Raw genomic sequence first — 23,709 nt, 5'->3', positions numbered from 1 at the left:
CGGACCGGGCGGGCGATACCTTGCCCCGTATGCGTGATCGACCGGACGACCTCGACGAAGAGCTGCTGCGCCCCGCCCTGACCGCGTGGGGCATCGAGGCGGCCACCCTGGACCATGCACCGGTCGGTTTCGGCGACCACCACTGGATCGCGACCGGCGCGGGCGGGCGGCGCTGGTTCGTGACGGTGGCCGACGCGCGGCTGCGCTCGTACGACGAGCTCGGGCGCGCCATGGAGACGGCGGCGGCGCTGCGCGAGGAGGCCGGCCTCGGGTTCGTCGTCGCCCCGCTGCGTGCCGCCGACGGCGCCACGTTGCGCCGCCTCAACGGTGACCGCTACGCCATGAGCGTGTTCCCGTACGAGGAGGGCACGGCCGGCGAGTTCGGCGACGAGCTGCCGGACGCCGACCGGGGCCGGCTCATCGACCTGCTGGCCGAGCTGCACACCACCCCGCCGCCGAGGACGACCCCGGCCCGGCCGGTGGAGCTGCCCGGCCGGGCGGCCCTGGAGCAGGCGCTGGCCGACACCACCCTGCCGTGGCTCGGCGGCCCCTACTCAGAGCCCGCCCAGGACCTCCTCGCCAGCCACGCCGGCACGGTGCGGCGCCGGCTGGCGGAGCTGGACCGGCTGGCGGCGCGGCCGGGCGAGCCGGTGCTCACGCACGGGGAGCCGCACGCGGGCAACGTCCTGCGGGACGGCGAGCGCCTGCTGCTGATCGACTGGGACACGGTGGGCACGGCCGCGCCGGAGCGGGACCTGTGGCTGGCGGCCAGGGACGAGGAGGACCTGGCGCGCTACACGAAGGCGACGGGCCGCGCGGTGGACCGCGACCTGCTGGCGCTGTACCGGCTGCGGTGGGCGCTGAACGACGTGGCGGAGTTCGTGGCGTGGTTCCGCGCGCCGCACGGCCGCACGGCGGACGCCGAGCAGTCGTGGGACGCGCTCACGGGCACGCTGCAGCAGCTGGCGGCCTAGCGAAACTTTCATCTTTCTCAGCCCTCTCACCCGGCCTGACGGAGGCCCGCGAGCACCCTTCCGCGCCTGCGTATTGCCACGCCGAAATTTTCTGTGGACACTCGCAATGTTTCGGCCGCAGAGCGAGAGGACCTCGATGAAGCTGAGAGCTCGCATAGCAAGCGCGATCATCGCCGCCGCCGCGCTCGTCACGGCCGGCCTCATCACCGCGCCCCCGGCCGCCTCCGCCCAGCTCACCGAGGTGACCGGGTTCGGCACGAACCCCAGCAACCTGCGCATGCACCTGTACGTCCCCGACGGCGTCGGCGCCCGGCCCGCCCTGCTCGTGGCCGTGCACTACTGCACCGGCTCCGGCCCGGCCTTCTACTCGGGCACCGAGTTCGCCTCGCTGGCCGACCGGTACAAGTTCATCGTCGTCTACCCGTCGGCGACAAGGAGCGGGTCCTGCTTCGACGTCTCCTCGCCGCAGGCGCTCACCCACAACGGCGGCAGCGACCCCGTCGGCATCGTCTCCATGGTCAGGTACGTCCAGCAGCGCTACAACGCCGACCCCGACCGCACGTACGTGACCGGCGCCTCCTCCGGCGGCATGATGACGAACGTGCTGATCGGCGCCTACCCGGACGTGTTCAAGGCGGGCGCGGCGTTCATGGGCGTGCCGTTCGGCTGCTTCGCCACCACCGACGGGTCGAGCTGGAACAGCACCTGCGCCAACGGCCAGCTCATCAAGACCCCGCAGCAGTGGGGCGACCAGGTGCGCGCCGCCTACCCCGGCTACAGCGGCCCGCGCCCGCGGATGCAGATCTGGCACGGCACCGAGGACACCACGCTGCGCTACCCGAACTTCCAGGAGCAGATCAAGCAGTGGACGAACGTCCACGGCCTGAGCCAGACGCCCAGCCTCACCGACCAGCCCCGCTCGGGCTGGACCAGGACCCGTTACGGCGGCACGGGCACAAAGGAACGGGTGGAGGCGATCAGCCTCCAGGGCGTGGGCCACAGCCTGCCGCAGGGCGGGATGGCGGCCATGGTGATCGACTTCTTCGGCCTCTCGGAGGGCGGCACCGATCCGACCGTGACTCCCACGGTCACCCCGCCGGTGGGCAACTGCAAGGTCACGTACACGACGAACGCGTGGAACACCGGCTTCACGGCCGCGGTGACGATCGCGAACACGAGCACGACCGCGATCTCGTCCTGGAGCCTGGCCTTCACCCTCCCGGCCGGCCAGACCGTCACCTCCGCCTGGAACGCCGCGATCTCGCCCAGCAGCGGCCAGGTGACGGCGCGGAACGTCTCCTACAACGGCTCCATCGCCCCGGGGGCGTCGGCCTCGTTCGGCTTCCAGGCCACGCACACCGGCGACACCGGCAAGCCGGCCGCCTTCACCCTGAACGGCACGGCCTGCACCTCCTGAAGAAGGCTCCCCGGCCGGTCGGCCCATCGGTAATTGCGGGGCCGCGAGCCGATCGGCCGGGGGCTCCTCGAAAACGGTTCACCTTTCCCGCTTGCCTCGACGCCGACTGTAGTCATACGGTCACTTTAAGCAGTCGGGAGAGGCGAGGAGAGGCCAGTGGGCAGGCACGCGAAGCCCTGCACCCCCAGGGAGCAGGAGCCGCAGGACGATTCCGGCAAGGACGAGCACCGCCCCAGCAAGGGCCGGCACGCCAAGGAACATCCGCGCCGCACGCCTGGCGAGCCCGCGGAGTCCCGGCCGGCCGGTTAGGAACGGAGCTTGCACCCCGGGGCAAGCTCCGCCCCCCTCACCTGGATCAGGGCCAGTCGCGGGCCGGGCGCAGCGGCACCCCGGAGCGGCCGTCGGAGTCGAGCTTGACCCCGAGCACCTGGTGCAGCTGCACCTTGTTGCGCTCGAAGCCCACGATGCAGCCGGCCATGTAGAGGGCCCACACGCGGGCCGTGCCCATGCCGACCTCCTGCACCGCGTCCTCCCAGTTCGCGTCGAGGTTGTCGCACCAGTGACGCAGGGTCTTCGCGTAGTGCTCGCGCAGGTTCTCCTCGTGGCGGATCTCGAAGCCGAGGTCCTCCATCTGCCGGATCAGCCAGCCCACCGACTCCAGCTCGCCGTCGGGGAAGACGTAGCGGTTGATGAAACCGCCCTTGTTGAACGTCTTCTCCTTGCCCGTCGGCCGGGTGATGCAGTGGTTGAGCAGCCGGCCGCCCGGCCGCAGCTTGCCGTACAGGAACGCGAAGTACGACGGCACGTTCGCCTTGCCGATGTGCTCGGTCAGGCCGATGCTGCTCACCGCGTCGAAGCCCGACTCGGTGACGTCGCGGTAGTCCATGAAGCGGACTTCGGCCAGATCCTGCAGCCCGGCGTCGGCGATCGCCTTCTGCGCGTACTCGGCCTGCTGGCGGCTGAGCGTGACGCCCAGGGCCTTGACGCCGTAGTGCTTGGCGGCGTGCATGACCATGCCGCCCCAGCCGCAGCCGACGTCGAGCAGGCGCATGCCGGGCTTGAGGTCGAGCTTGCGCGCCACCAGGTCGAACTTGGTGTACTGGGCTTCTTCCAGCGTGGAGTCCTCGCTGGGGAAGCAGGCGCACGTGTAGGCCATCGACGGGCCCAGCACCCACTCGTAGAAGCGGTTGGACACGTCGTAGTGGTGGTGGATGGCCTCCGCGTCACGCTGCTTGGCGTGCCGGGAGCCCAGCTTGGCCAGCGCGCTCTGCCGCATCTCCTGCGGCGGCGGCGGCACCCGCATGAGCAGCGGCTTGAGGCCCAGCGCCCGCACCGCTTCGAGCTTCTCGGACGTGGTCAGGTCGTTGGTGGTGATGTTCCACATCCGGTCCAGCAGCGTGTACATGTCGCCCTGGACGTCGATGTGCCCGGAGATGTAGGCCCGGGCCAGCCCCAGCTCGCCCGGAGCCTGGGCCAGGTAGGCCACGGCGATCGGGGATTTGACCTCGATGGCCAGGTCGGCGCCGTCGGGCCCGGCCTTGCTGCCGTCGTACGCGGTGAACCGGATGTTCGTGTCCGTGCCGACGATCTTTTCAAAGATGGATGCGAGAGCCATCTGCTTGCTCACCTTCCCCGTACACACTTTTCGTACAGGTCCAGCAGGCGCCCATTCGGGTCGTATTCCCGCTTGACCGGCCAGTAGGCATCGCCGTTGTACAGCTGCCAGAACTGCTCACGGGCGTAGAACGAGGTCGAGTAGAGCGACTTGTGCCCATCGAGGTCGTGCACCGCACGCTCGATGAGCCGGTTGTAGTAACCGTCGAACTGCCCCCGTGGCAGCGGCACCATGCCCCAGAACCCGAAGTTGACGTAAAGCTTCCCCGGCTCCAGCGGATAGATCGGCCAGCGGGAGCTCGCTCGCAGCGGGCACATCCACACCGGCGTCATTCCCACCTTCTCGTGGAAGAACTCCAGGAACTCCGCCCCGCGCTCGACGGGCGTCTCGACGTCCTGGATGACCGACTCGCTCACCGGCAGGCCGCGCCAGCGGTCGACGCGGGCGGTCACGCCGTGCTTGCGGTCGAGCGCCACAAGGCGCCGGTAGACGTCGGAGCGCATCCAGCGGCGCGGCATCAGCGAGCGGACGACCGGCTGCTGCACGCCGAAGGCACGCGAGCACCAGAACCAGTCGGTGTCCCAGCGCCACAGGTAGTCGCGGACCGTCAGCCAGTCGCGGCTGCGCTGCCTGATCGACTGGTAGTAGATCCGCATGCCCGTGTAGTCGGAGATGTAGGGCGCCCGGTCGGCGAAGCGGCCCAGCGTGAGGTACATCTCGCCGGGCTCGAAGAACACGCCGTCCACGAAGTCGACGGGGTCGCCGTCGTAGACCATGCTGTCGCAGATCTCCTGCATGGCCAGCATGCACTTGGCCGCGTCGGTGAACTTGACGTGCGTGAGGTGCACGTACGGCTGGACCTTGCGCAGCTTGATCCTGATGCGCAGGGCGTAGCCGAGCGTGCCGTAGGAGTTGGGGAAGGCGCGGAACAGCTCACGGTGCTCGTTGTCGTCGCGGGCGACGACGACGCGCCCGTCGCCGGTGAGGATCTCCAGCTCCTCGACCGACTCGTGCGGCAGGCCGTCCCTGAAACTCGTGGACTCGATGCCGAGCCCGGTCACGGCGCCGCCCAGCGTGATCGTCTTGAGCTGCGGCACCACGTACGGCATGAGCCCGTACGGCAGCGTGGCATCGACCAGGTGCTCGTACGTGGTCATGCCCTGGACCTCGGCGGTCATGGTGTCGGGATCGACGCTGATGACCTCGTCGAGGTCTCTGGCCGAGAGCTTGGCGGTCTTGCCTCCGTCGCGGAACCTGAACAGGTTGGACGTCGACTTGGCCAGCCTGGGCGCGGCGTCACCCGGAATCTCGGCGTACGACTGCCGGATCTGCTCTACTGCCCGCCGGTGTGTCGACATCGTCGTCGTCACGGAAGCACCCCCTTGAGCTGGTAGAGATCGTCCGTGAAACCGTATCTCCCGCGGGCGGCGTCGAACAGACCGGGGTCGTTAAAGACACGAAAACTGTTCATCGTGCCAGGTGAATCCCCTACGCGATAGGCGATTGCGTAAACTTCCTGGAGATCTTGGGCGATACGCCGTTCACGACGCCCTTCACCGCGCGGCCGTCCATGGCGGCCATGAGGTTGTCGAGGACGGCGGTGACCAGGCGTCCGGTCGACTCCGGCGTGACGCCCGCGACGTGCGGGGAGAGCAGGACGTTCGGCAGGTCGCGCAGCGGGTCGCCGGCCGGGAGCGGCTCGACGTCGAAGACGTCCAGCGCGGCGCCGCCCAGGTGGCCCGAGCGCAGGGCTTCGGCCAGCGCGTCCTGGTCCACCACGCCGCCCCTGGCCGCGTTGACGAGCAGGGCGCCCTGCTTCATGCGGCGGGGGTCGACGAGGCCGCGGGTCTCGTCCGACAGCGCGATCACGACGACCACGACGTCGCTGCCGGACACGAGCGCGTCGAGGTCCTGGTAGCCGGGGTCAGGGCGGGGCGTGCGGGTCCAGTACGTGACCTCGCAGCCGAGCGCGCGGAACAGGTCCGCGCACATGGCGCCGATCGGGCCGTAGCCGATCACGCCGGTGCGCCGGCCGCGCAGCTCGTGCGGCAGCAGGCCCTGCTGCGGCCAGTCGCCCGCGCGCACGGCGGCGTCGGCCGCGATCAGCTTGCGTGACAGCGCCAGCGTGGCGGCCAGGCACCACTCGGAGACGGCGCCGGCGCTGACGCCCGGCGTGTTGGCCAGCGGCACCCCCGCCGCCGCCAGGGCGGCGAGGTCATGGCCGTCCACGCCCACGGACGGCTGCTGCACGAACGCCAGGCGGGGCGCCGCGGCGACCGCGCCGGCGTCCATGACGAGCGTGCCCGTCCAGTCGCCGAGCACGATCTCCGCGGCCGGCAGCGCCGCCAGCAGCGCCTTCCTGTCGCGGGAGGCCGGCACACGCAGCGTCACCCGGTCGCCGAGCGGGCCGAGCAGGCGGCGCATGGCGTGCTCGGGCAGCGGCGGGAGGGCGAGCAGGTTCCAGGGGCTCATCCCCCCACAGTAAAGCTGTTGATCACCTGGCGCATCAGGGCGCGGTTGCGCAGCCACTGCTCCTCGGTGACGGTCCACGACAGCACGTACGCGGTGTCGCCGATCGCCAGCGCCCGGCGGATCTCGTGGTAGCGGGTGCCGGGGCGGACCCAGCGGGCGTCGTTCGCCTCGCCGGCCGTCCAGGTGAACTCCCACTGCACGGCCTTGGCGCCGTGGTGGGTGAGCGTCCTGCGGCCCCGCGTGACCACGCTCTGCGCGTTCTGCCGGAGCGCCTCCTGCCCGTCGCGGATGATCTGGTTCGGGTCGAGGCTGGCGTAGACGGCCTCGACGCCGAAGTGGGCGTTGCCGTCGCGGCGGGTCCACTCGGTGGAGGCCTCGTTGATCGCGCCCCGCCAGCCCATGGGCCGCAGGACGGACCAGCCGCCGCGCGACTTGTACGCCCGCACGGCGGGCGCGGCCCTGGTCACGCTGGGCGTCGGCGTGGCGGAGCGGGTCGCGCTCGGCGACGGCGCCGCGCTGGGCGTGATCGCCTGGGTCGCGGCGGCCGGCTGCGTGGTGGCGCGCGGCGCGCCCTCGGCCGGCGTGGCGGTCCTGAAGTACGCGACCGCGCCGCCCGTGAGCACCAGCACCACCGTCGCGGCGGCCGCGAGCAGGGCCCGGCCGGGGCCCTGCCCCTTCGGCTTCTCCGGGACGTCGAGGTCGCCGGCCGGGGGCTTGGCGGCGATGATGGCCGCGAGCAGCCGGTCGGCCTCCTCCGCGTCCACGCGGTCCTGGGGCTCCTTCTGGAGCAGGCCCTTCAGGACCGGGTGCATGATCGGCGGGATCCTGCGGTAGTCCGGCTCCTCGGTGAGCAGCGCGTTGAGCGTGGCCATGGGGTCGCCGCGCTCGAACGGCGAGCGGCCCACCATGCACGCGTACAGCGTGGCGCCCAGCGACCACAGGTCGGAGGCCGGTCCGGCGTTCTCCGCGCGCACCCGTTCGGGCGCCAGGAAGCTCGGCGAGCCGGTCACCATGCCGGTCCTGGTCAGCGAGGAGTCGCCCTCGACGGTGGCGATGCCGAAGTCCATGAGCACCGCCCGGCCGTCCTCGGACAGCAGGATGTTGCTCGGCTTGACGTCACGGTGCAGGATGCCGGCCGCGTGCGCGGTCCGCAGCGCGGACAGCACCTGCCTGCCCAGCTCGGCCGCCTCCCGCACCGGCAGCGCGCCCGAGGTGAGCACGACCTGCTCGACCGTCGGATGGCTGACCAGCTCCATCACGATCCACGGCCGGCCGTCCTCCTCGATGACGTCGTACACGGCGACGACCGAGGGATGGTTGAGCTTGGCGGCGGTGCGTGCCTCGCGAGCGGTCCTCAGGAGCTGGCGCTCCCGGTCGCCGGACGACAGCGTGTCCGGCAGGAGGACCTCTTTGATGGCCACCTGCCGGTTGAGCAAAGTGTCGCGGCCTTCCCAGACCACGCCCATTCCCCCGCGGCCCAACTCGCGCAGTAACTGGTAGCGCCCTGAGATGAGCCGGTTGCTATCCGAAACCATTTCCTACCCCTGTTGACCACCCGACAGTGGGCAAGTTTCCCATACCTCCCAGTTGTTCGCCGGAAGGTCGGAAAGGCCGCTTGCACCAGTTCACCGAATGTTGTTCTACTGGGGCAGGGTCCACAGCAAGGAGAGGCCGATGCCTGAGGTTCGCCGAGGTCCGCTGTCCGGGGTGCGCGTGCTGGAGCTCGCCGGGCTCGCCCCTGGGCCGTTCGCCGGGATGATGCTAGCCGATCACGGTGCGGAAGTCCTGCGTATCGACAGGGTGAAGGCGGTTTCCGACCGCCCGCGCGCCGACGTCATGGACCGCGGCAAGCACACGATCGGGCTGGATCTGAAGGCGCCCGAGGGGGTGGCCGCGTTCAAGGAGCTGGTCCGGCACGCCGACGTCGTGATCGAGGTGTTCCGCCCGGGAGTGGCGGAACGGCTCGGCATCGGCCCCGACGACCTGCACGCGATCAACGAGCGGCTGATCTACGGCCGGATGACCGGATGGGGGCAGGACGGGCCGCTCGCCCCGACGGCCGGGCACGACATCGACTACATCGCCGTCTCCGGCGTGCTGTCGATGCTGGGCCGCGAGGGGGAGAAGCCGACCCCGCCGATCAACATCCTCGGCGACTTCGCCGGCGGCGGCCTCATGCTCGCGTACGGGGTGCTGCTGGCCCTGTACGAGCGCGAGCGCACCGGCCTCGGCCGGGTGATCGACGCGGCCATGGTGGACGGCGCCGCGATCCTGTTCTCGATGTTCTACCAGGCGGTCCAGAGCGGCCACTGGGGCCCGCACGGCACGAACCTGCTCGACACCGGCGCCCCGCAGTACGACACGTACGAGACCGCCGACGGCGAGTACGTGGCCGTGGGCTCGCTGGAGCCGCAGTTCTGGGCGGCCATGACCGGCCTCATGGGCCTGACCGACCTGCCCGACAGGAACGACCGCGCCCAGTGGCCCGCGCTCAAGGCCCGCCTGGCCGAGGAGTTCAGGAAGCGCACGCGCGCCGAGTGGGAGGCGATCTTCGACGGCTCCGACGCCTGCGTCTCGCCCGTCCTGTCGATGGCCGAGGCGCCCGAGCACCCGCACAACGCCGCCCGCCGCTCGTTCCTCAAGGTCGGCGGCGTCACCCACCCCGCGCCCGCGCCGCGCCTGCTCGGCGTGCCGGCGCAGGACCTGTCCCCCGCCACCCGCCTGGACGACCTGTCCGGCTGGGGCCTGCCCCAGGAGGAGGCGGACAAGCTACGCGCCCAAGGGGTACTCGCATGATCGACTTACTCGACGGCGACCTCTACGCCGGCGACCCCTCCCCCGTCTACGCCTGGCTGCGCGAGCACGCCCCCGTCTACCGCGACGAGCCCAACGGCCTGTGGGGCGTCTCCCGCCACGCCGACATCTCCGCCATCGAACGCGACCCCCGCCTGTGGACCAGCACCGTCGGCTACCGCCCCCAGCTCCCCTCCGAGCCGTCCATGATCGGCCTGGACGACCCCGAGCACGCCGAGCGCCGCCGCCTCGTCTACCGCCGCTTCACGCCCCGCCACGTGCACGACCGCTACGCGGACCGCGTCCGCGAGGTCGTCGTCGAGCTGATCACCAAGGCGCTCGAACGGGGCACGGTGGACGCGGTGACCGAGCTGGCCGCGCCGCTGCCCGCCCGCATGATCGGCTGGCTGCTCGGCTTCCCCGACGAGGACTGGCCCCGGCTCAAGCACTGGTCCGAGACCACGATCGTGGCCGGCGGCGGGCTGCGTTACGTCACCCACGAGGCCGCCGTGGCCGCCGGCGAGTACGGCCAGGCCGTGCTGGAGCTGGCCGCGCGGCGGCGCGCCGACCCGCGCGACGACCTGCTGTCCCTGTGGTGCGCCACCCCCGGCTACGACGACGAGTGCCTGGCCAACGACGCGCTGCTGCTGCTCGACGGCGGCGCCGAGACCACCAGGACGGTCATCGCCACCGCCATCGACGCGCTGATCCGCCATCCGGACCAGTGGCGCCTGCTGCGCGCCGACCCCGGCCTGATGGAGGGGGCGGTGGAGGAGTTCATCCGCTGGACCACGCCGATCCTGAACATGTGCCGGGCCGCCACCCGCGACACCGTCCTGCACGGGCAGGAGATCCGCGCGGGCCAGCAGGTGCTGCTCATGTACGGGTCGGCGAACCGGGACCCCGAGGTGTTCACCGACCCCGACGTCTTCGACGTGACCAGGAAGCCGGGCGGGCACATCGCGTTCGGCCTGGGCACCCACTTCTGCCTGGGCGCGGCGCTGGCCCGGCTGGAGCTGCGGATCTTCTTCGAGGAGTGGCTGGCCCGGGTGGGCTCGGCCGCGTGGGCCGACTCCGAGGGGCCGCGCATCCTGCCCAACGCCTTCGTCAGGGGCGTGACGTCGTTTCCCGTGGTGCTGCGTAGTCCTTGAGCCTGATCGCGTCGTGCAGGCGCATGTTGCGGCCGGCCAGCTTGACCGCGGCCCTGGTCAGGCCGACGGGCACGTGGTTGATCAGCCGCACCAGGCGCGCCATCGCCCACAGGTCGAACCGGCTGCCCGGCACGATCCTGCGTGCCGCGTTCACCGCGAACGCCCGGCTGCGGCGCACGTACTCGCCCAGCTCCGCCTCGTACGCCGGGAAGGCCCGCGTGTGGTCGCCGCCGTGCGCCGCCAGCTCCCCCGCCAGCACGTACGCCCCCACCACCGCCAGGCTCGTGCTGCCCCCGACGGCCGGGCCCGGGCAGTAGCCGGCGTCGCCCACGAGCGAGACCCGGCCGCGTGACCACGTGTCGAGGCGGAGCTGGGTGATCGAGTCGAAGTAGAAGGCGGGCGTGCGCTCCACCTCGTCCAGCAGCCTCGGGATCTCCCAGCCCAGGTCGCCGAAGTGCGCGCGCAGCAGCTCCTTCTGCCGGGCGACGTCGCGGTGGTGGTAGTCGAGCGGCTCCTCCGTCCTGAACAGGAACATCGCCCGCGCGTCGGCCATGTGCGCGGCCGCGTACATGCCGCCCATCCGGCCGGCGCCCGCCACGCCCACCATGCGGCCGTCCAGCCCCAGGTGGTTGGGGACGGAGGCGACCGCCAGGTACCCGCCGATCCACGTGGTGTAGCGGGACTCGGGGCCGAAGACCAGGCGGCGCACGTTGGAGTGCAGGCCGTCGGCGCCGATCACCAGGTCGAACCGGGCGGGCGCGCCGCGCTCGAAGGTGACCTCGCCGTCGCCTGCGATCGAGGTGATGGAGTCGCCGAAGACGTAGGCGGCGTCGTGGCGGGTGGCGTCGTAGAGGATCTCGCTGAGGTCGTCGCGCATGATCTCGACGTGCCGGTCGGAGACGGCGCCGAAGATCCGCCGCAGCTCCAGCTCGGCGAGGGGCGCGCCGGCCTCGTCGTACACGGTGAGCCATTCCGTGCCGGTCTTCTTGGCCAGCACGTCGTCCAGCACGCCCATCCGCTCGGCGATGTCCATGGCGGGGCGGAACAGGTCGACCGCGTGGCCGCCCGTCTTGCGCAGCGCCGGGGCCCGCTCGACGACGGTCACGTCGAAGCCGTACCTGGTCAGCCAGTACGCCAGCACCGGCCCCGCGATGCTCGCGCCCGAGATGAGAACCCGCATGACCCCTCCTTACCTATCGTTAAGTAAGTACGCTAGCACGCCGTCTGACTTAACGGTAGGTAAGGGATATCCTCGGATCATGCCCAGTGACACCAAGAGCCGCATCCAGGCGGTGGCCCGCGAGCTGTTCGTGCAGCAGGGCGTCCAGAACACCAGCCTGCGCCAGATCTCCGAACGGCTGGGCATCACCAAACCCGCGCTCTACTACCACTTCTCCTCACGCGACGACCTCGTGCGCAGCATCGTGCAGCCGCTGGTGGAGGACATCGAGCGGTTCCTGCGCGACCGGGGCCAGGCAGGCGAGCCGCGCGAGCTGCTCGCCGACTACTTCGAGCTGATCTGGCGGCACCGCGAGGTGATCGTGATGATGGTGCGCGACCTGTCCACGCTCGGCTTCCTCGACCTCGGCACGCGCATGTTCGAATGGCGGCGGGAGCTGGTCGCCAGGCTGCTCGGCCCTGAGCTCGGGCTGGAGCAGCAGATCCGCGCCACGGTGGCGCTGGGCGGCATGTCCGACTGCGCGGTGGAGTTCGCGCACCTGCCGCTGGAGGAGGTCAAGCCGACGGCCGTCGAGACGGCGGCTGTCGCGCTCGGACTACTCTGACCGATCAGACCGCGATGTAGAGATCCACCCCGTCGGGGTGGTGCACCTCGAGATCCGTCGTGAAGGCACGCGGTGGCGTGCCGCCCGACTCGGTGTGCTTCCACACCGACTGCCACGCCTCGACCAGCGCCTGCGGCAACGGGCCGCGTACCTCCAGCTTCAGCGACTGACCGCCCGGCACCCGCACCGCCACCATGCCCTCCGGCAGCCGCGGCACCGTGCGCACGGCCGTGCCCACGATCTGCGTGTAAGCGCCGTGATGGTCGCTCTCGTAGTCGGTGAGCACCGCGTAAAGGTTCTCGTCGACGCGGCCGGGCACATGCGCGAAGGCCCCGGGCGCACCGGCCCGCTGCCACAAAACCGGCAGTTTCGCCCGCGCCGGATCCATTTCATCGACGTTCGTGGTACGTACGGCGAAACCGACCACCAGCAGTTCGGCCCGTTCGGTGACGTTCACAGACCCTCCCTCCCCCAAAAGTGTCCCGGCCGATCATAAGGCCCCGCGAAACGGGGAAAAGCCTTGTTGAGCCACCAGCGCATAAGATGGATGAACGTGAGATTTCTCAACGACCTCGAGCCCCATTACGACCTGACCTATAGCGACGTGTTCATGGTCCCGGCGCGTTCCGCGGTCGGCTCCCGGCTCGCAGTCGACCTATCGACGAACGACGGCACCGGCACCACCATTCCCATCGTCGTGGCCAACATGACGGCCGTCGCCGGCCGGCGCATGGCCGAGACCGTCGCGCGGCGGGGCGGCATCGTCGTCATCCCTCAGGACATTCCGCTCGACGTCGTGGCGAACGTCGTCGACTGGGTCAAGAAGCGCGACCTCGTCCACGACACGCCCCTCACCCTGACCCCGCACGACACCGTCGGCGAGGCCCTGCAACTCCTGCCCAAGCGGGCCCACGGCGCCGTCATCGTCGTCGACTGGGAGAACCGCCCCGTCGGCGTCGTCACCGAGGCCGACTGCCGCGGCGTCGACATGTTCACCCAGCTCGACCACGTCATGTCGCGCGAGCTGCTCACGCTGCCCGCCGGGCTCGACCCGCGCGCCGCCTTCGACCGGCTGCACGAAGGCCGCCACCGGCTGGCGCCCATCGTCGACGACGAAGGCCGGCTGGTCGGCATCCTCACCCGCACCGGCGCCCTGCGCGCCACCCTCTACCAGCCCGCCGTCGACGCCCAGGGCCGGCTGCGCATCGCCGCCGCCGTCGGCGTGAACGGCGACGTCGCCGCCAAGGCCAAGGAACTGCTCGAAGCCGGCATCGACTGCCTCGTCGTCGACACCGCGCACGGCCACCAGGAGAAGATGATCACGGCCCTGCGCGCCGTCACCGCCCTCGACCCCGGCGTGCCCGTCGCCGCCGGCAACGTCGTCACCGCCGACGGCGTCCGCGACCTCGTCGACGCCGGCGCCGACATCCTCAAGGTCGGCGTCGGGCCCGGCGCCATGTGCACCACTCGCATGATGACCGGCGTCGGCCGGCCCCAGTTCTCCGCCGTCCTGGAATGCGCGGCCGAAGCCCGCCGCCTCGGGCGGCACGTGTGGGCCGACGGCGGCGTGCGCCACCCGCGCGACGTGGCCCTCGCCCTGGCCGCCGGGGCCTCCAACGTGATGATCGGGTCGTGGTTCGCGGGCACGTACGAATCGCCCGGCGACACCCACATCGACGCCGACGGGCGCGCCTACAAGGAGAACTACGGCATGGCCTCCGCGCGGGCCGTGCGGCTGCGCACCGCCGAGGACTCCGCGTTCGACCGGGCCAGGAAGGCACTGTTCGAGGAGGGCATCTCCACCTCCCGCATGTACCTCGACCCCAAGCGGCCCAGCGTCGAGGACCAGATCGACGCGATCGTGGCCGGGCTGCGCTCCTCGTGCACGTACGCGGGGGCGTCGAACCTGGAGGAGTTCCACGCCCAGGCGGTCGTGGGGATCCAGAGCTCGTCCGGGTACGCGGAGGGGATGCCGCTGCACCAGAGCTGGTGATGTCCCTAGGGTCCTGGGTTCGCGGCCAGCCGCACCGGGTTCGCCGCGAGCCGCACTGGGTGGGTCGCGAGCCGCACTAGGTTCGTCGCCAGCCGCCGGCCGCGTTGATGCCGCCGTCCACGTGCAGCGTCGTGCCCGTCACGAACCTGGCCGCGTCTCCGGCCAGGAACACGGCCGCCGCGGCGGCGTCGCCCGGCTCGCCCAGGTGGCCGAGCGGCGGCACGCGTACCGGCTCGTAGGGCAGCTCATGGGGCAGCGGGCGGGCCAGCATGCGCTCGCGCACGCCCGCCTCGCCCTCGGTGCGGATCGCGTCGGGGGCGATGGCGTTCACCCGGATGCCCTGCGGTGCCAGCTCCAGCGCCAGCGTCCTCGTCAGGCTCTCCACGGCCGCCTTCATCGCCGCGTACACGGCGAACCCGGGCGCGGCCTGGTGGGCCTCGCTCGACGTCACGTTGATGATCGAACCGCCCGTCCCCATCATCGGCAGCAGGCGCCGGATCATGCCGGTGACCTGCGTGAAATTCTCCTCGATGAGGGTCTGCTCGCCGCGCGCCGAGGTGTCGGCGAACCCGGCGTGGAAGGTGCCGCCCGCGTTGTTGACCAGCACGTCCACGCGGCCCCAGCGCTCGCGTACCGCCTGGGCGAACACCTCCGCCGCCAGGTGGTCGCGCACGTCGAGCGTCATCGCCAGCTCGCCGTCGGGCTTGTCACGATCGGGCGAGTCGCGGTCGGGTTTGTCGCGGTCGCAGACCGCGACGTGGGCCCCCATCGCGGCGAACGCCTCCGCGATCGCCAGGCCGATGCCCCTGGCCGCCCCGGTGACGACGGCCACGCGGCCGGTGAGCAGGAACGCGTCAGGAGAAAGGGCGGCCATGAACATCGACGATATCCCGACCGCATAGAGTCGTCGGGTCCATTCTCTTCGAGAACCACCGTCAACAGGAGCACTTTCGTGGCACTCCAGAAGCCCGAGATCGATTTTCCGGGCGGCACCCCGCCCAAGGACCTCGAGATCGAGGACCTGACCGTCGGCGACGGCCCCGAGGCCAAGCCCGGCCAGAACGTCCGCGTCCACTACGTGGGCGTGTCCTTCTCGACCGGGGAGGAGTTCGACGCGTCGTGGAACCACGGCCAGGCGTTCGAGTTCCCGCTGGGCGCCGGGCGCGTCATCGGCGGCTGGGACCAGGGCGTGGCCGGCATGAAGGTCGGCGGCCGGCGCAAGCTGGTCATCCCGCCGCACCTCGGCTACGGCACCCGTGGCGCCCCTCCGCGCATCAAGCCGAACGAGACGCTCATCTTCGTCGTCGACCTGCTCGGCGTGAGCTGACCCTCCGTGCCCAGGCGCCGGCGCCCCTCGCGGCACCGGCGCCTACGCCTTTCATGACCCGTACCCACGTGAGTCGCGTCCGCGACGCTCCCGTTCGCGACACTTGCCGCTGACGGCAATACCAAGTGGGGAAATGTCCCCGTCGTGAGGCACCATAGGCGTGTGCTTCTGATCGACGTGGTACGCGTGTCCGAGGCGGTGACGCGCACGTCCGCGCGGCTCGGCAAGGTGGGCCACCTGGCGGAGCTGCTGGGCCGGGTCGGGCCGGACGAGGCGGAGATCGCGATCTCCTACCTCTCGGGCGAGCTGCCCCAACGTCAGGTCGGCGTGGGCTGGCGCACGCTGGAGGACGTCCCGCAGCCCAAGCTCGCCGCCACCGCCACGCTCACCGACGTCGACCGGCTGCTGAGCAAGATCAAGGCCGTGTCCGGGCCAGGCTCGCAGGCGGCGCGCAAGGCGCTGGTGGCCGAGCTGTTCGCGGGGCTGACCAGCCAGGAGCAGCAGTTCATGCGGCGGCTGCTGCACGGCGAGCTGCGCCAGGGCGCCCTCGACGGCGTCATGATCGAGGCCATCGCCAAGGCGTCCGGCGCCCCGTCGGCCGACGTGCGCCGCGCGCTGACGCTGCGCGGCTGGCTGCCCGCCGTCGGCGCGGCCGCGTTGAGCGGCGGGGTGGCGGCGCTGCACGCGTTCCGGCTGGAAGTCGGGCGGGCGGTCGCGCCCATGCTGGCGGGCAGCGCGCCCAACGTGGCCGCCGCGCTGGAGAAGGCCGGCACGCCGGCGGCGCTGGAGTGGAAGCTCGACGGCGTCCGCGTGCAGGCCCACCGCTCCGGCGCCGAGGTGCGGGTCTTCACCCGTACGCTCGACGACATCACGCCGCAGGTGCCCGAGCTGGTCGAGGCCGTCCTGGAGATGCCGTCCACGGATCTCGTGCTCGACGGCGAGGTGCTGGCGCTGCGGCCCGACGGGCGGCCGCATCCGTTCCAGGTGACGGCGAGCCGGGTCTCCAGCAAGACGAACGTCGCCGCGCTGCGCGCGCAGACGCCGCTGAGCGTGTTCTTCTTCGACGCGCTGCGGGTCGACGGCGCCGACCTGCTCGACCTCCCGTACGCCGAGCGCCAGGAGGCCCTGGCCCGCACGGTCCCGCAGGGTCTGCTGACGCCCCGCCTGGTGACCGGCGAACCGGCCGAGGCCGAGCAGTTCTTCACCGACGTCGTCAAGGCCGGGCACGAGGGCCTGGTCGTCAAGTCGCTGGCCTCCCCCTACGCGGCGGGCCGGCGCGGGGCCGGCTGGATCAAGGTCAAGCCGCGGCACACGCTCGACCTGGTGGTCCTGGCGGCCGAGTGGGGGCACGGGCGGCGCGAGGGCAAGCTGTCCAACCTGCACCTGGGGGCGCGCGACCCGGAGGGCGGGTTCGTGATGCTCGGCAAGACGTTCAAGGGGCTGACGGATGAGCTGCTGGCCTGGCAGACCGAGCGCTTCCTGCAGCTCGCCGAGGGGCCGACGGACGAGTGGACGGTGCGGCTGCGGCCCGAGCTGGTCGTGGAGATCGCCTTCGACGGGGTGCAGCGCTCACCGCGCTACCCCGGCGGCATGGCGCTGCGGTTCGCCCGGGTGCTGCGCTACCGGCCCGACAAGCGCGTCGAGGACGCCGACACCGTCGAGACGGTGCGCTCGCTCATGCTCTGATCCTTTACGCGTTCCGCTGATTGTCGAAGATCCACGGCGTACGCTCGGGCTTCGAGGCACTCTTGCGGCATAAGTGAGATATTTCACTGGCCGTCCCATTAAGTTGCCTTTACCTGCACTTTGTCGCATATGTTCGTGCCCACTGAGCGGGATCCCCCACCCCGCGCCCGGATCGGCCGCCGCACGCCCCCACTCCCCACGGCCCCGGCCTTTCCCCGCCCTGTTCCCTATCTAGGACCGTGGTTTACCTTGGGCCAGCACTCTCGCAAGCCGTCCAGCCAGGACCGCCAGCCGTCCCCGCAGGACCGCAAGCCGACTTCCGAGAACCGCAAGCCGTCTCCCCAGAGCCGCAGGCCGTCACCCCAAGACCGCAACTCGCCATCGCGCGATCCCAGGCTGCCTTCCGAGGACCGCACCCTGTCTTTCGAGGACCGCGAGCTGCCTTCGGACGACCGCAAGCTGCCTTCGCAGGACCGCAAGCTGCCTTCGCAGGACTACAAGCTGCCTTCGCAGGACTACAAGCTGCCTTCGCAGGACCGCAAGCTGCCCTCGCAGGACCGCAGGCCGTCTCATCGGGACCGCAGGCCGTCGGCGGCCAAGCGCCGCTGGGGCACCGTCGCCGTCAGCGCCGCGGTCCTCGCCGCCGCCTCCACCACCGCCTGGGCCGCCATCGGCAACGACGACTCCCCCACCAGGACGGCGGCGGCCCTCACCCCGCCCACCCCGAAGCCGTCCTCCTCCCCCGCCCCCAAGCCACCCGGGGCCGCCGCCCAGCCGAACCCCTCGACCCAGGCCCCCTCCAAACCCTCGACCCCCGCCCCCTCCAAGACGCCTTCGACCGCCGACGCGTCACCGTCCGCCGCCGCGCCATCATCCGCCGCCTCGACCCCTTCCGCGGTCGCCAAGTCCAAGGTCAAGACCAGGACGGCCAAGGCGAGGACCACCCGCCCGAAGTACCGCGTCCTGTCCACCGGAAGCTGCGGCGCCTCGTACTACGGCGAGCCCCAGATGACCGCCAGCGGCGAGCGCTTCAACCCCGCCGCCATGACCGCCGCCCACAAGACGCTCCCGCTGGGCAGCAAGGTCCGCGTCACCAACCCGAACAACGGCGAGTCGGTCACGGTCCGCATCAACGACCGCGGGCCGTACGTCGGGGGCCGCTGCCTCGACCTGTCCAGGGCCGCCTTCGCCGCCATCGGCAACATCGGCGCGGGCGTCATGCGGGTCAAGTACGAGGTCCTGGGCCGCTAGCCTTCGGGCCTCCTGCCGGTGTGACGACCGACACGGCCTGCCGTCCTGAAGCCGGCCTTCAGACCTCCTGGCGATAACCGTCGAGGAAGCGGCCGATGCGGCTGATCGCGGCGTCGAGCTCGTCGGCGTGCGGCAGGGTCAGGATGCGGAAGTGGTCGGGGTACGGCCAGTTGGAGCCGGTGCCCTGAACGACCTGGATCTTCTCCCGCAGCAGCAGGTCCAGCACGAACTTCTCATCATCGACGATCTTGTGCACCTCCGGGTCCAGCCGGGGGAAGGCGTACACGGCGCCGCGCGGCTTCACGCACGAGGCCCCCGGGATCTCGTTGAGCCGCTCCCAGGCGCGCGTCCGCTGCTCCTCCAGCCGGCCGCCCGGCAGCACCAGGTCCTCGATGGACTGCCGCCCGCCGAGCGCGGCCTGGATCGCGTGCTGGCCGGGGGCGTTGGCGCACAGGCGCATCGAGGCCAGCATGGTGAGACCTTCGAGATAGTTCTCGGCGTGCTGCCGGGGGCCGGTGACCGCCAGCCAGCCGGCGCGGAAACCGGCCACGCGATACGACTTGGACAGCCCAGAGAAGGGCAGGCACACCAGGTCGGGAGCGAGGGCGGCGACATGGTGGTGCACCGCGTCGTCGTACAGGATCTTGTCGTACACCTCGTCGGCGAAGACCATCAGCCCGTGCCGCCGCGCCAGGTCGAGAATGCCCTCCACCAGCTCCCTCGGGTAGACGGCGCCGGTGGGGTTGTTCGGGTTGATGATGACGACGCCCCTCGTGCGGTCGGTGACCTTGGCCGCCATGTCGTCGAGGTCTGGGTACCAGTCGGCGGCCTCGTCGCACACGTAGTGCACGGCCTTGCCGCCCGCCAGCTTGATGACGGCCGTCCACAGCGGGAAGTCCGGCGACGGGATGAGATCTCGCCCCCGTCGTCCACCAGCGCCTGCACCGCCATGGAGACCACCTCGGAGACGCCGTTGCCGAGGTAGACGTCGTCCACCCGGACGTGCTCGATCCCGCGCTGCTCGTAGTACTGGGCGACGGCCCGGCGAGCGGGCAGGATGCCGCGCGAGCCGCACTCGTCCAGGGGACGATCACGCCGGCGGAGGCGTACCACGCCGGCAAGCTGACGATCGCCGGCACCGGCCCCTCGCCGACGCACTCACCGGTAAAGAGCCGGCGCCCCCGACCGTCAGCCATCCCGCCCTTCAGCAGCCCAAATCGGCCACTGACACCATCAACGCCCCCACCCTCCAGCCCGAATCGGCCACCACCGCCATCAGCGCAGCCCATCCCTCAGACCGAATCGGCCCCCTCGGCCAACCCCCGCTAGCAATCCCACCCCTCAGGGGCCACCCCGGCCATCAGCGATCCACCCCAGCCCGAACCAGCCACCCCCACCATCAGCGAAGCCCACCCCAGAGACCGAATCGGCCCCCCTCACCCAACTCCCCCGTCAGCGGCCCCACCCCTCAGCAGCCACCTCAGCCATCAGCGATCCCACCCCTCAGCGGCCGCCTCAGCCATGAGCGATCCACCCCAGCCCGAACCAGTCACGCCCACCATCAGCGATCCCAGCCCTCAGACCGAATCGGCCACCCCGGCCAACTCCCCCGTCAGCGCCCCCACCCCTCAGCGGCCACCTCGGTCATGAGCCAGCCACCCCTCAGGCCGAACCGGCCATCCCGGCCGCCAGCGAGCCCGTCCGTCAGTAGACCGATGAGTAATCAGCTGCGGCGCGAAAACGAACACACAGTGGACGGCCTCAGCGGGTCACTTCACCAGGCGAATTGTCAGCGGGTAACGGAAATTCCCCTCGGTCAGCGCCGCGACGCCGCCCACGATGGACAGGATTACGGCCGCGACCCAGATGAACGGCAGCAGCACCACACCGATGACGGTCAGCGGCAACAATACCGACGCCCCGACGACGGTGATCTGGAAGTTGAGCGCCTCCAGCGCGTGCTTGCGAATGTAGGCCGACGTCTTTCCGCCGGTGAGGAGCAGGAGCAGCGGCCCGAGAATCGGGAAACCGACGAGCGGCAAACCGTGGGCGAGAGCCGCGCCGAGCCGTTCGTTGCTCTCGGCCGGAACCGTCACGGACGACGGCGCATGCGGGAACGCGACCGCCTTGGGCACGGCCTCCGGGCCGTACAGCTCGTTCATGATGGGCACGAGATCCCCGTGCGTGCGCGCCGTCATGGCACGCTCCAGCCGGTCGTCGAATTCGAGCTTGTCGAAGCGGCCTTCCGCGTACGCGGCCTTGACGTGCTCGACCACGTTCTCTCGGTCCTGGTGGGTGACGCGCAGATGAGCTGGCGGCACCTGTCCCGGCCCAGGGGTTTTCGGTACCCCAGCCATAATCGCCATGCCTCTCCTCAGAGAATCGAACGGTCACCTCTCATACTGCTCCCTGCCTCCCGCGGGTGCCATCGGGAGAATCCCGGATTCGTCCCCTAGATCATCCCCGACGCGAGGGCTCCAGACGGTATAAAAAGGATTCATGAGATGGCGAGACCGCTACGGCATTCGTCGACTGCGCGGCCGCAAGATCGCGAAGTTCGACCGTGAGGCGACAGACGCCGACATCGAGGCGCTCATCGCCTTCGCTCGGTCACGGCGTGGTGTCGAGTTTTACGTCGAGCCAGAGACCTTCGCCACCGACACGACGGCCGTGGCGGTGGCCGACGACGGCGAATGGACCAGGCGCAGGGTCGGCTCCCCCGCCGTGATCCACAAGGTCGCCCGCGACCTTGCCCTTCCTGTGTACGACGTGCAGCTCACCGGGTACCCGCCCCGGATGCGCGCGTACAACGAGCGTCGCAGGAAGGAAGAAGGCAACCTCTGACCCCTTGCCCCTCCCACTGACCCAATGCGCCGGTACTGCTGCATGCCGACGTTGTCAATCTCCTCGATGACGCTCGCGCCGCAGGGGTGAGCTCGACGTGGCGGACGCGGCAGTCGGCCCCTGCACCTCCCTCTGATCCAAAGGACCTCCTGCTCCTCCACGGGAGTGGAGTGGCTGCGAGTCTCACTTCGTGATGCCCGATGGCCTCGGCGCTGGCCAACCTTGGCACAGCAAGGGGCCAACCTGGCAGGACGGCGATGTGCAGCCCTGCCAGGGCAGCGTCGCCCGAGCCCTGATAGGGCGGCGTCGGGCTCAGCCCTGACAGGACAGCGCGTGGGCTCAGCCCTGGTGAGGCGGTGTCCGATCGGCCTCAGCGCCAGGGTGGTGGTTGGCCCTCGCAGGGCGAGCGGGAACAACCCTGGCAGGGCGGTGATGGCTCACCCCTGGGGCTCCTTCGCGTGTGACGGCGGTGGATCGGCTCGCCTTCTGCTGCGTCCAGCGTCACGGATCAGACCCCGACACCAGCGCGGCGTGGAAGGTGGCTGGCTGTCATTCGAGGGGTGGGGGCGGGTCGTCTTCCTCGTCGAGGAGGTTGATCAAGGGGAGTAGCCATTGGGCGGAGATCGGGCCCATGGTTTTGTCGAGTTCGGCGGGGGTGGGGAGGCGGTCTTGGAGGAGGGTCGGGGAGAGGAGGTTTTGGAGGGCGTGCATGAGGAGGTTGGCCATCGAGTAGGAGGGGTCGGTGGTCAGGGCGCGTTCGAGGGCGATGGTGGCCTGGACGCTGTTGCCCGAACGCCAGGACGCCATCGCCAGCAGTGATGCCGCCGGTGGGGTGAAGCGCGGCTCCAACCTGCGGGTCAGGTCTTTCCAGAGCAGGGCGTGGGAGTCGTCCATCAACGTCCACGCCTCGTCGCGGACGCGCATGATCGCCAGGTCCAGGCCCAGCTTCGCCGCTTCCGTGTCGGTGAGGCGGCCGCCGGCGGAATGGGTTTCCAGGGCTGAGCGGACTCTGGCCAGGGCTTCTGCGATGAACTGCTCGGTGAAGTCGGTCAGGTCTGTGGCGGACATGATGCGGCGCTGGAAGTCGGCGATCGCCTCCGCTGTGGCTCGGCGCATCGCCATTCGTACGGGGCCGGTGACCGGGGCCAGGGTGCGTTCCAGAGCCTCCCGGTTGGGGAGGGCCACCAAGCCGCGGACCGTGGCCTCGGCGGCGATCTGGCTGGTGGTCAGGTCGTACGGGGTGCCCTCCGCTGGGCAGCACGTCGTCAGGTCGCAGATGTACGACCAGTAGCGGCCCTCGTGTGCCCGCAAGGCCTCGCCCACGTGGACCCCGTGCTTGGCCGCCAGGCGTCTGGCCTCGTCGACCGCCGGAGTGACCAGATCTCCCGGGCCGTAGCCGACGACGACGATCTCCGTGATGCCCTCGCGGTCGAACAGGAGGGACATCCCGTCCAGCGTGCCCGGTGGGAACGGCAGGCTCCATCTGGCCACCATCTTCGCCTGCCCTCGCGCCAGGCCCACGACGATGAGGCTGGCGTTGGGGTGGAAGCCCACCAGGTAAGGCACGGCGGCCAGGACGTCGGTGGGGCTGGTCAGGGTGAGACACGGCTCCGGACTGAAGCAAGGCTCCGGGCTGGAACAAGGCTCCGGGGCGGAGCAAGGTTCTGGGCCGGAGGGGGCCGAGGAACTGGAAGGGATCGAGGGGGTTGAGGGCGTGGAGGAGGTCGAGGAGGTGGTTGGCGAGGGCGGGGATAGTGCCGGCGGGGTCGGTCTCGTGGCAGGGGCAGGGGCAGACGCCGCTCGGGATTTCGGAGTGGGGTTGGAGGTGGCTTGGGGGTTCAGGGCGGGGTCGGAGGTCGCGTGGGCGTTTCGGGCGGGGTCGGAGGCTGCTCGGGATCTCGGTGCGGGGTTGGGGGTTGCACGGAATCTCGGTGCGGGGTCGGAGATCGTGCGGGGGCTCGGAGCCGGGTCAGAGGCTGCTTGGGACCTCGGTGCGGGATTGGAGGCGGCGTGAGGGTTCGGGGCAAGGTCGGAGGCTGCTCGGGACCTCGGTGCCGGGCTGGAGATGGTGCGGGTGCTCGGGGCAGGGTCGGAGGCTGCTCGGGATCTTGGAATGGGGTCGAAGGTGGCGCTGGGACCCGGCGGGGGGCTGAGCGCGGCATGAGAGCTAGGGACGGGGCTGGGTGGGGCATGAGGGCTGGGAGCCGGGCCGGGCGCGGCACGAGGGCCCGGAGCGGAGTCGGAGGCTGCTCGGCGTCCCGGAGCGGGGTTGGGCACGATTCGAGGGCTCGGGGCTGGAGTGGGCACTCCACGAGGGCTCGAGGGTGGGGCGGGAACGCCACAAGAGCTCGGCGGTGGGATGGGTGTGGGCGGTATGGCGCAGTTGGCGGTGTCAGCCAATG

At 70.8% G+C, this 23,709-nt stretch carries 21 protein-coding genes; 11 read left to right on the top strand and 10 right to left on the bottom strand.

The genetic code is table 11. The annotated features are described in order from the left end of the window. Nucleotides 1-29 precede the first annotated feature (29 nt). The 3 genes from KIS93_RS13825 (at nucleotide 30) to KIS93_RS13815 (ending at nucleotide 2,700) form a co-directional block, all read left to right on the top strand. On the top strand, nucleotides 30-974 hold the full coding sequence (locus KIS93_RS13825) for a phosphotransferase (RefSeq protein WP_080046250.1): 945 nt from the start codon (nucleotides 30-32) through the stop codon (nucleotides 972-974). Nucleotides 975-1,110: 136 nt separating this feature from the next. After that, on the top strand, nucleotides 1,111-2,391 hold the full coding sequence (locus KIS93_RS13820; RefSeq protein ID WP_080046249.1) for an extracellular catalytic domain type 1 short-chain-length polyhydroxyalkanoate depolymerase: 1,281 nt from the start codon (nucleotides 1,111-1,113) through the stop codon (nucleotides 2,389-2,391). 156 nt (nucleotides 2,392-2,547) lie between these two features. Next, nucleotides 2,548-2,700, top strand: coding sequence for a hypothetical protein (locus tag KIS93_RS13815; RefSeq protein WP_155129385.1), 153 nt, complete (start codon nucleotides 2,548-2,550; stop codon nucleotides 2,698-2,700). A gap of 46 nt (nucleotides 2,701-2,746) precedes the next feature. Here the strand turns inward: KIS93_RS13815 and KIS93_RS13810 are convergent, their stop codons facing one another. From KIS93_RS13810 to KIS93_RS13795, 4 genes are all read right to left on the bottom strand, one after another. Next, on the bottom strand, nucleotides 2,747-4,006 hold the full coding sequence (locus tag KIS93_RS13810; RefSeq protein ID WP_080047632.1) for a class I SAM-dependent methyltransferase: 1,260 nt from the start codon (nucleotides 4,004-4,006) through the stop codon (nucleotides 2,747-2,749). An 8-nt stretch (nucleotides 4,007-4,014) separates the two neighbouring features. Continuing rightward, nucleotides 4,015-5,364 (bottom strand): FAD-binding oxidoreductase, encoded by a 1,350-nt coding sequence (locus KIS93_RS13805; RefSeq protein WP_080046248.1) that lies wholly within the window; start codon nucleotides 5,362-5,364, stop codon nucleotides 4,015-4,017. Nucleotides 5,365-5,494: 130 nt separating this feature from the next. Then, complete coding sequence (locus tag KIS93_RS13800; RefSeq protein ID WP_080046247.1) at nucleotides 5,495-6,478, bottom strand: NAD(P)-dependent oxidoreductase; 984 nt, start codon at nucleotides 6,476-6,478, stop codon at nucleotides 5,495-5,497. After that, nucleotides 6,475-8,013: a serine/threonine-protein kinase gene (locus KIS93_RS13795; protein ID WP_080046246.1), complete on the bottom strand. Its 1,539-nt coding sequence runs from the start codon at nucleotides 8,011-8,013 to the stop codon at nucleotides 6,475-6,477. The genes KIS93_RS13800 and KIS93_RS13795 overlap by 4 nt, the downstream gene beginning before the upstream one ends. Nucleotides 8,014-8,152: 139 nt before the next feature. Between KIS93_RS13795 and KIS93_RS13790 the strand changes: the two genes are divergently transcribed. Together KIS93_RS13790 and KIS93_RS13785 are read left to right on the top strand one after the other, a co-directional pair. Then, nucleotides 8,153-9,274, top strand: coding sequence for a CaiB/BaiF CoA transferase family protein (locus tag KIS93_RS13790; RefSeq protein ID WP_080047631.1), 1,122 nt, complete (start codon nucleotides 8,153-8,155; stop codon nucleotides 9,272-9,274). Continuing rightward, the gene (locus tag KIS93_RS13785) at nucleotides 9,271-10,422 is read left to right on the top strand and encodes a cytochrome P450 (RefSeq protein ID WP_080046245.1); all 1,152 of its coding nucleotides are present in this window, start codon (nucleotides 9,271-9,273) and stop codon (nucleotides 10,420-10,422) included. Before KIS93_RS13790 ends, KIS93_RS13785 begins: the two co-directional genes overlap by 4 nt. Here the strand turns inward: KIS93_RS13785 and KIS93_RS13780 are convergent. Further along, nucleotides 10,379-11,602, bottom strand: a complete 1,224-nt coding sequence (locus KIS93_RS13780) for an FAD-dependent monooxygenase (protein ID WP_080046244.1) — start codon at nucleotides 11,600-11,602, stop codon at nucleotides 10,379-10,381. The two genes, KIS93_RS13785 and KIS93_RS13780, sit on opposite strands and share 44 nt — an antisense overlap. A 79-nt stretch (nucleotides 11,603-11,681) precedes the next feature. Here KIS93_RS13780 and KIS93_RS13775 point away from each other — a divergent pair, with 79 nt between their 5' ends. Continuing rightward, nucleotides 11,682-12,206 (top strand): TetR/AcrR family transcriptional regulator, encoded by a 525-nt coding sequence (locus KIS93_RS13775; protein WP_080046243.1) that lies wholly within the window; start codon nucleotides 11,682-11,684, stop codon nucleotides 12,204-12,206. A gap of 4 nt (nucleotides 12,207-12,210) precedes the next feature. On the opposite strand, the gene KIS93_RS13770 is transcribed toward KIS93_RS13775, so the two are convergent. Beyond that, a complete protein-coding gene (locus KIS93_RS13770; protein ID WP_080046242.1) occupies nucleotides 12,211-12,663 on the bottom strand; it encodes a GyrI-like domain-containing protein in 453 nt (150 codons plus the stop codon). Between the two features lie 96 nt (nucleotides 12,664-12,759). On the opposite strand from KIS93_RS13770, the gene KIS93_RS13765 reads away from it, so the two are divergent. Next, nucleotides 12,760-14,199: a GuaB1 family IMP dehydrogenase-related protein gene (locus tag KIS93_RS13765; protein ID WP_080047630.1), complete on the top strand. Its 1,440-nt coding sequence runs from the start codon at nucleotides 12,760-12,762 to the stop codon at nucleotides 14,197-14,199. Nucleotides 14,200-14,275: 76 nt separating this feature from the next. Here the strand turns inward: KIS93_RS13765 and KIS93_RS13760 are convergent, their stop codons facing one another. After that, entirely contained in the window at nucleotides 14,276-15,073 is a 798-nt protein-coding gene (locus KIS93_RS13760) for an SDR family NAD(P)-dependent oxidoreductase (protein ID WP_080047629.1), read from the bottom strand. A gap of 78 nt (nucleotides 15,074-15,151) precedes the next feature. Between KIS93_RS13760 and KIS93_RS13755 the strand changes: the two genes are divergently transcribed. The 3 genes from KIS93_RS13755 to KIS93_RS65120 all read left to right on the top strand — a co-directional run bounded on the left by KIS93_RS13755 (nucleotide 15,152) and on the right by KIS93_RS65120 (nucleotide 18,463). Next, nucleotides 15,152-15,526, top strand: coding sequence for an FKBP-type peptidyl-prolyl cis-trans isomerase (locus KIS93_RS13755; protein WP_080046241.1), 375 nt, complete (start codon nucleotides 15,152-15,154; stop codon nucleotides 15,524-15,526). Between the two features lie 162 nt (nucleotides 15,527-15,688). Continuing rightward, on the top strand, nucleotides 15,689-17,212 hold the full coding sequence (locus tag KIS93_RS13750; RefSeq protein WP_080046240.1) for an ATP-dependent DNA ligase: 1,524 nt from the start codon (nucleotides 15,689-15,691) through the stop codon (nucleotides 17,210-17,212). Nucleotides 17,213-17,461: 249 nt separating this feature from the next. Next, entirely contained in the window at nucleotides 17,462-18,463 is a 1,002-nt protein-coding gene (locus tag KIS93_RS65120; protein ID WP_230465897.1) for a septal ring lytic transglycosylase RlpA family protein, read from the top strand. 58 nt (nucleotides 18,464-18,521) lie between these two features. On the opposite strand, the gene KIS93_RS13740 is transcribed toward KIS93_RS65120, so the two are convergent. Both KIS93_RS13740 and KIS93_RS13735 read right to left on the bottom strand, forming a co-directional pair. Beyond that, nucleotides 18,522-19,538 carry an aminotransferase class I/II-fold pyridoxal phosphate-dependent enzyme gene (locus KIS93_RS13740; protein ID WP_281261967.1) on the bottom strand — a complete coding sequence of 339 codons (1,017 nt, stop codon included), beginning with the start codon at nucleotides 19,536-19,538 and terminating at the stop codon, nucleotides 18,522-18,524. Nucleotides 19,539-20,232: 694 nt separating this feature from the next. Then, on the bottom strand, nucleotides 20,233-20,820 hold the full coding sequence (locus KIS93_RS13735) for a DUF1707 and DUF4870 domain-containing protein (RefSeq protein ID WP_155130186.1): 588 nt from the start codon (nucleotides 20,818-20,820) through the stop codon (nucleotides 20,233-20,235). Between the two features lie 142 nt (nucleotides 20,821-20,962). Here KIS93_RS13735 and KIS93_RS13730 point away from each other — a divergent pair, with 142 nt between their 5' ends. Continuing rightward, the gene (locus tag KIS93_RS13730; RefSeq protein ID WP_080046238.1) at nucleotides 20,963-21,307 is read left to right on the top strand and encodes a hypothetical protein; all 345 of its coding nucleotides are present in this window, start codon (nucleotides 20,963-20,965) and stop codon (nucleotides 21,305-21,307) included. A gap of 549 nt (nucleotides 21,308-21,856) precedes the next feature. On the opposite strand, the gene KIS93_RS65115 is transcribed toward KIS93_RS13730, so the two are convergent. Beyond that, entirely contained in the window at nucleotides 21,857-22,903 is a 1,047-nt protein-coding gene (locus KIS93_RS65115; protein ID WP_268967032.1) for a DUF4192 domain-containing protein, read from the bottom strand. Nucleotides 22,904-23,709: the final 806 nt, after the last annotated feature.

It is taken from the genome of [Actinomadura] parvosata subsp. kistnae, from assembly GCF_900323885.1.
In the GTDB taxonomy this organism is placed as follows: domain Bacteria; phylum Actinomycetota; class Actinomycetes; order Streptosporangiales; family Streptosporangiaceae; genus Nonomuraea; species Nonomuraea composti.
Note: the sequence above shows the minus strand (reverse complement) of the source record. Positions and strands in the feature narration are given on the sequence as shown.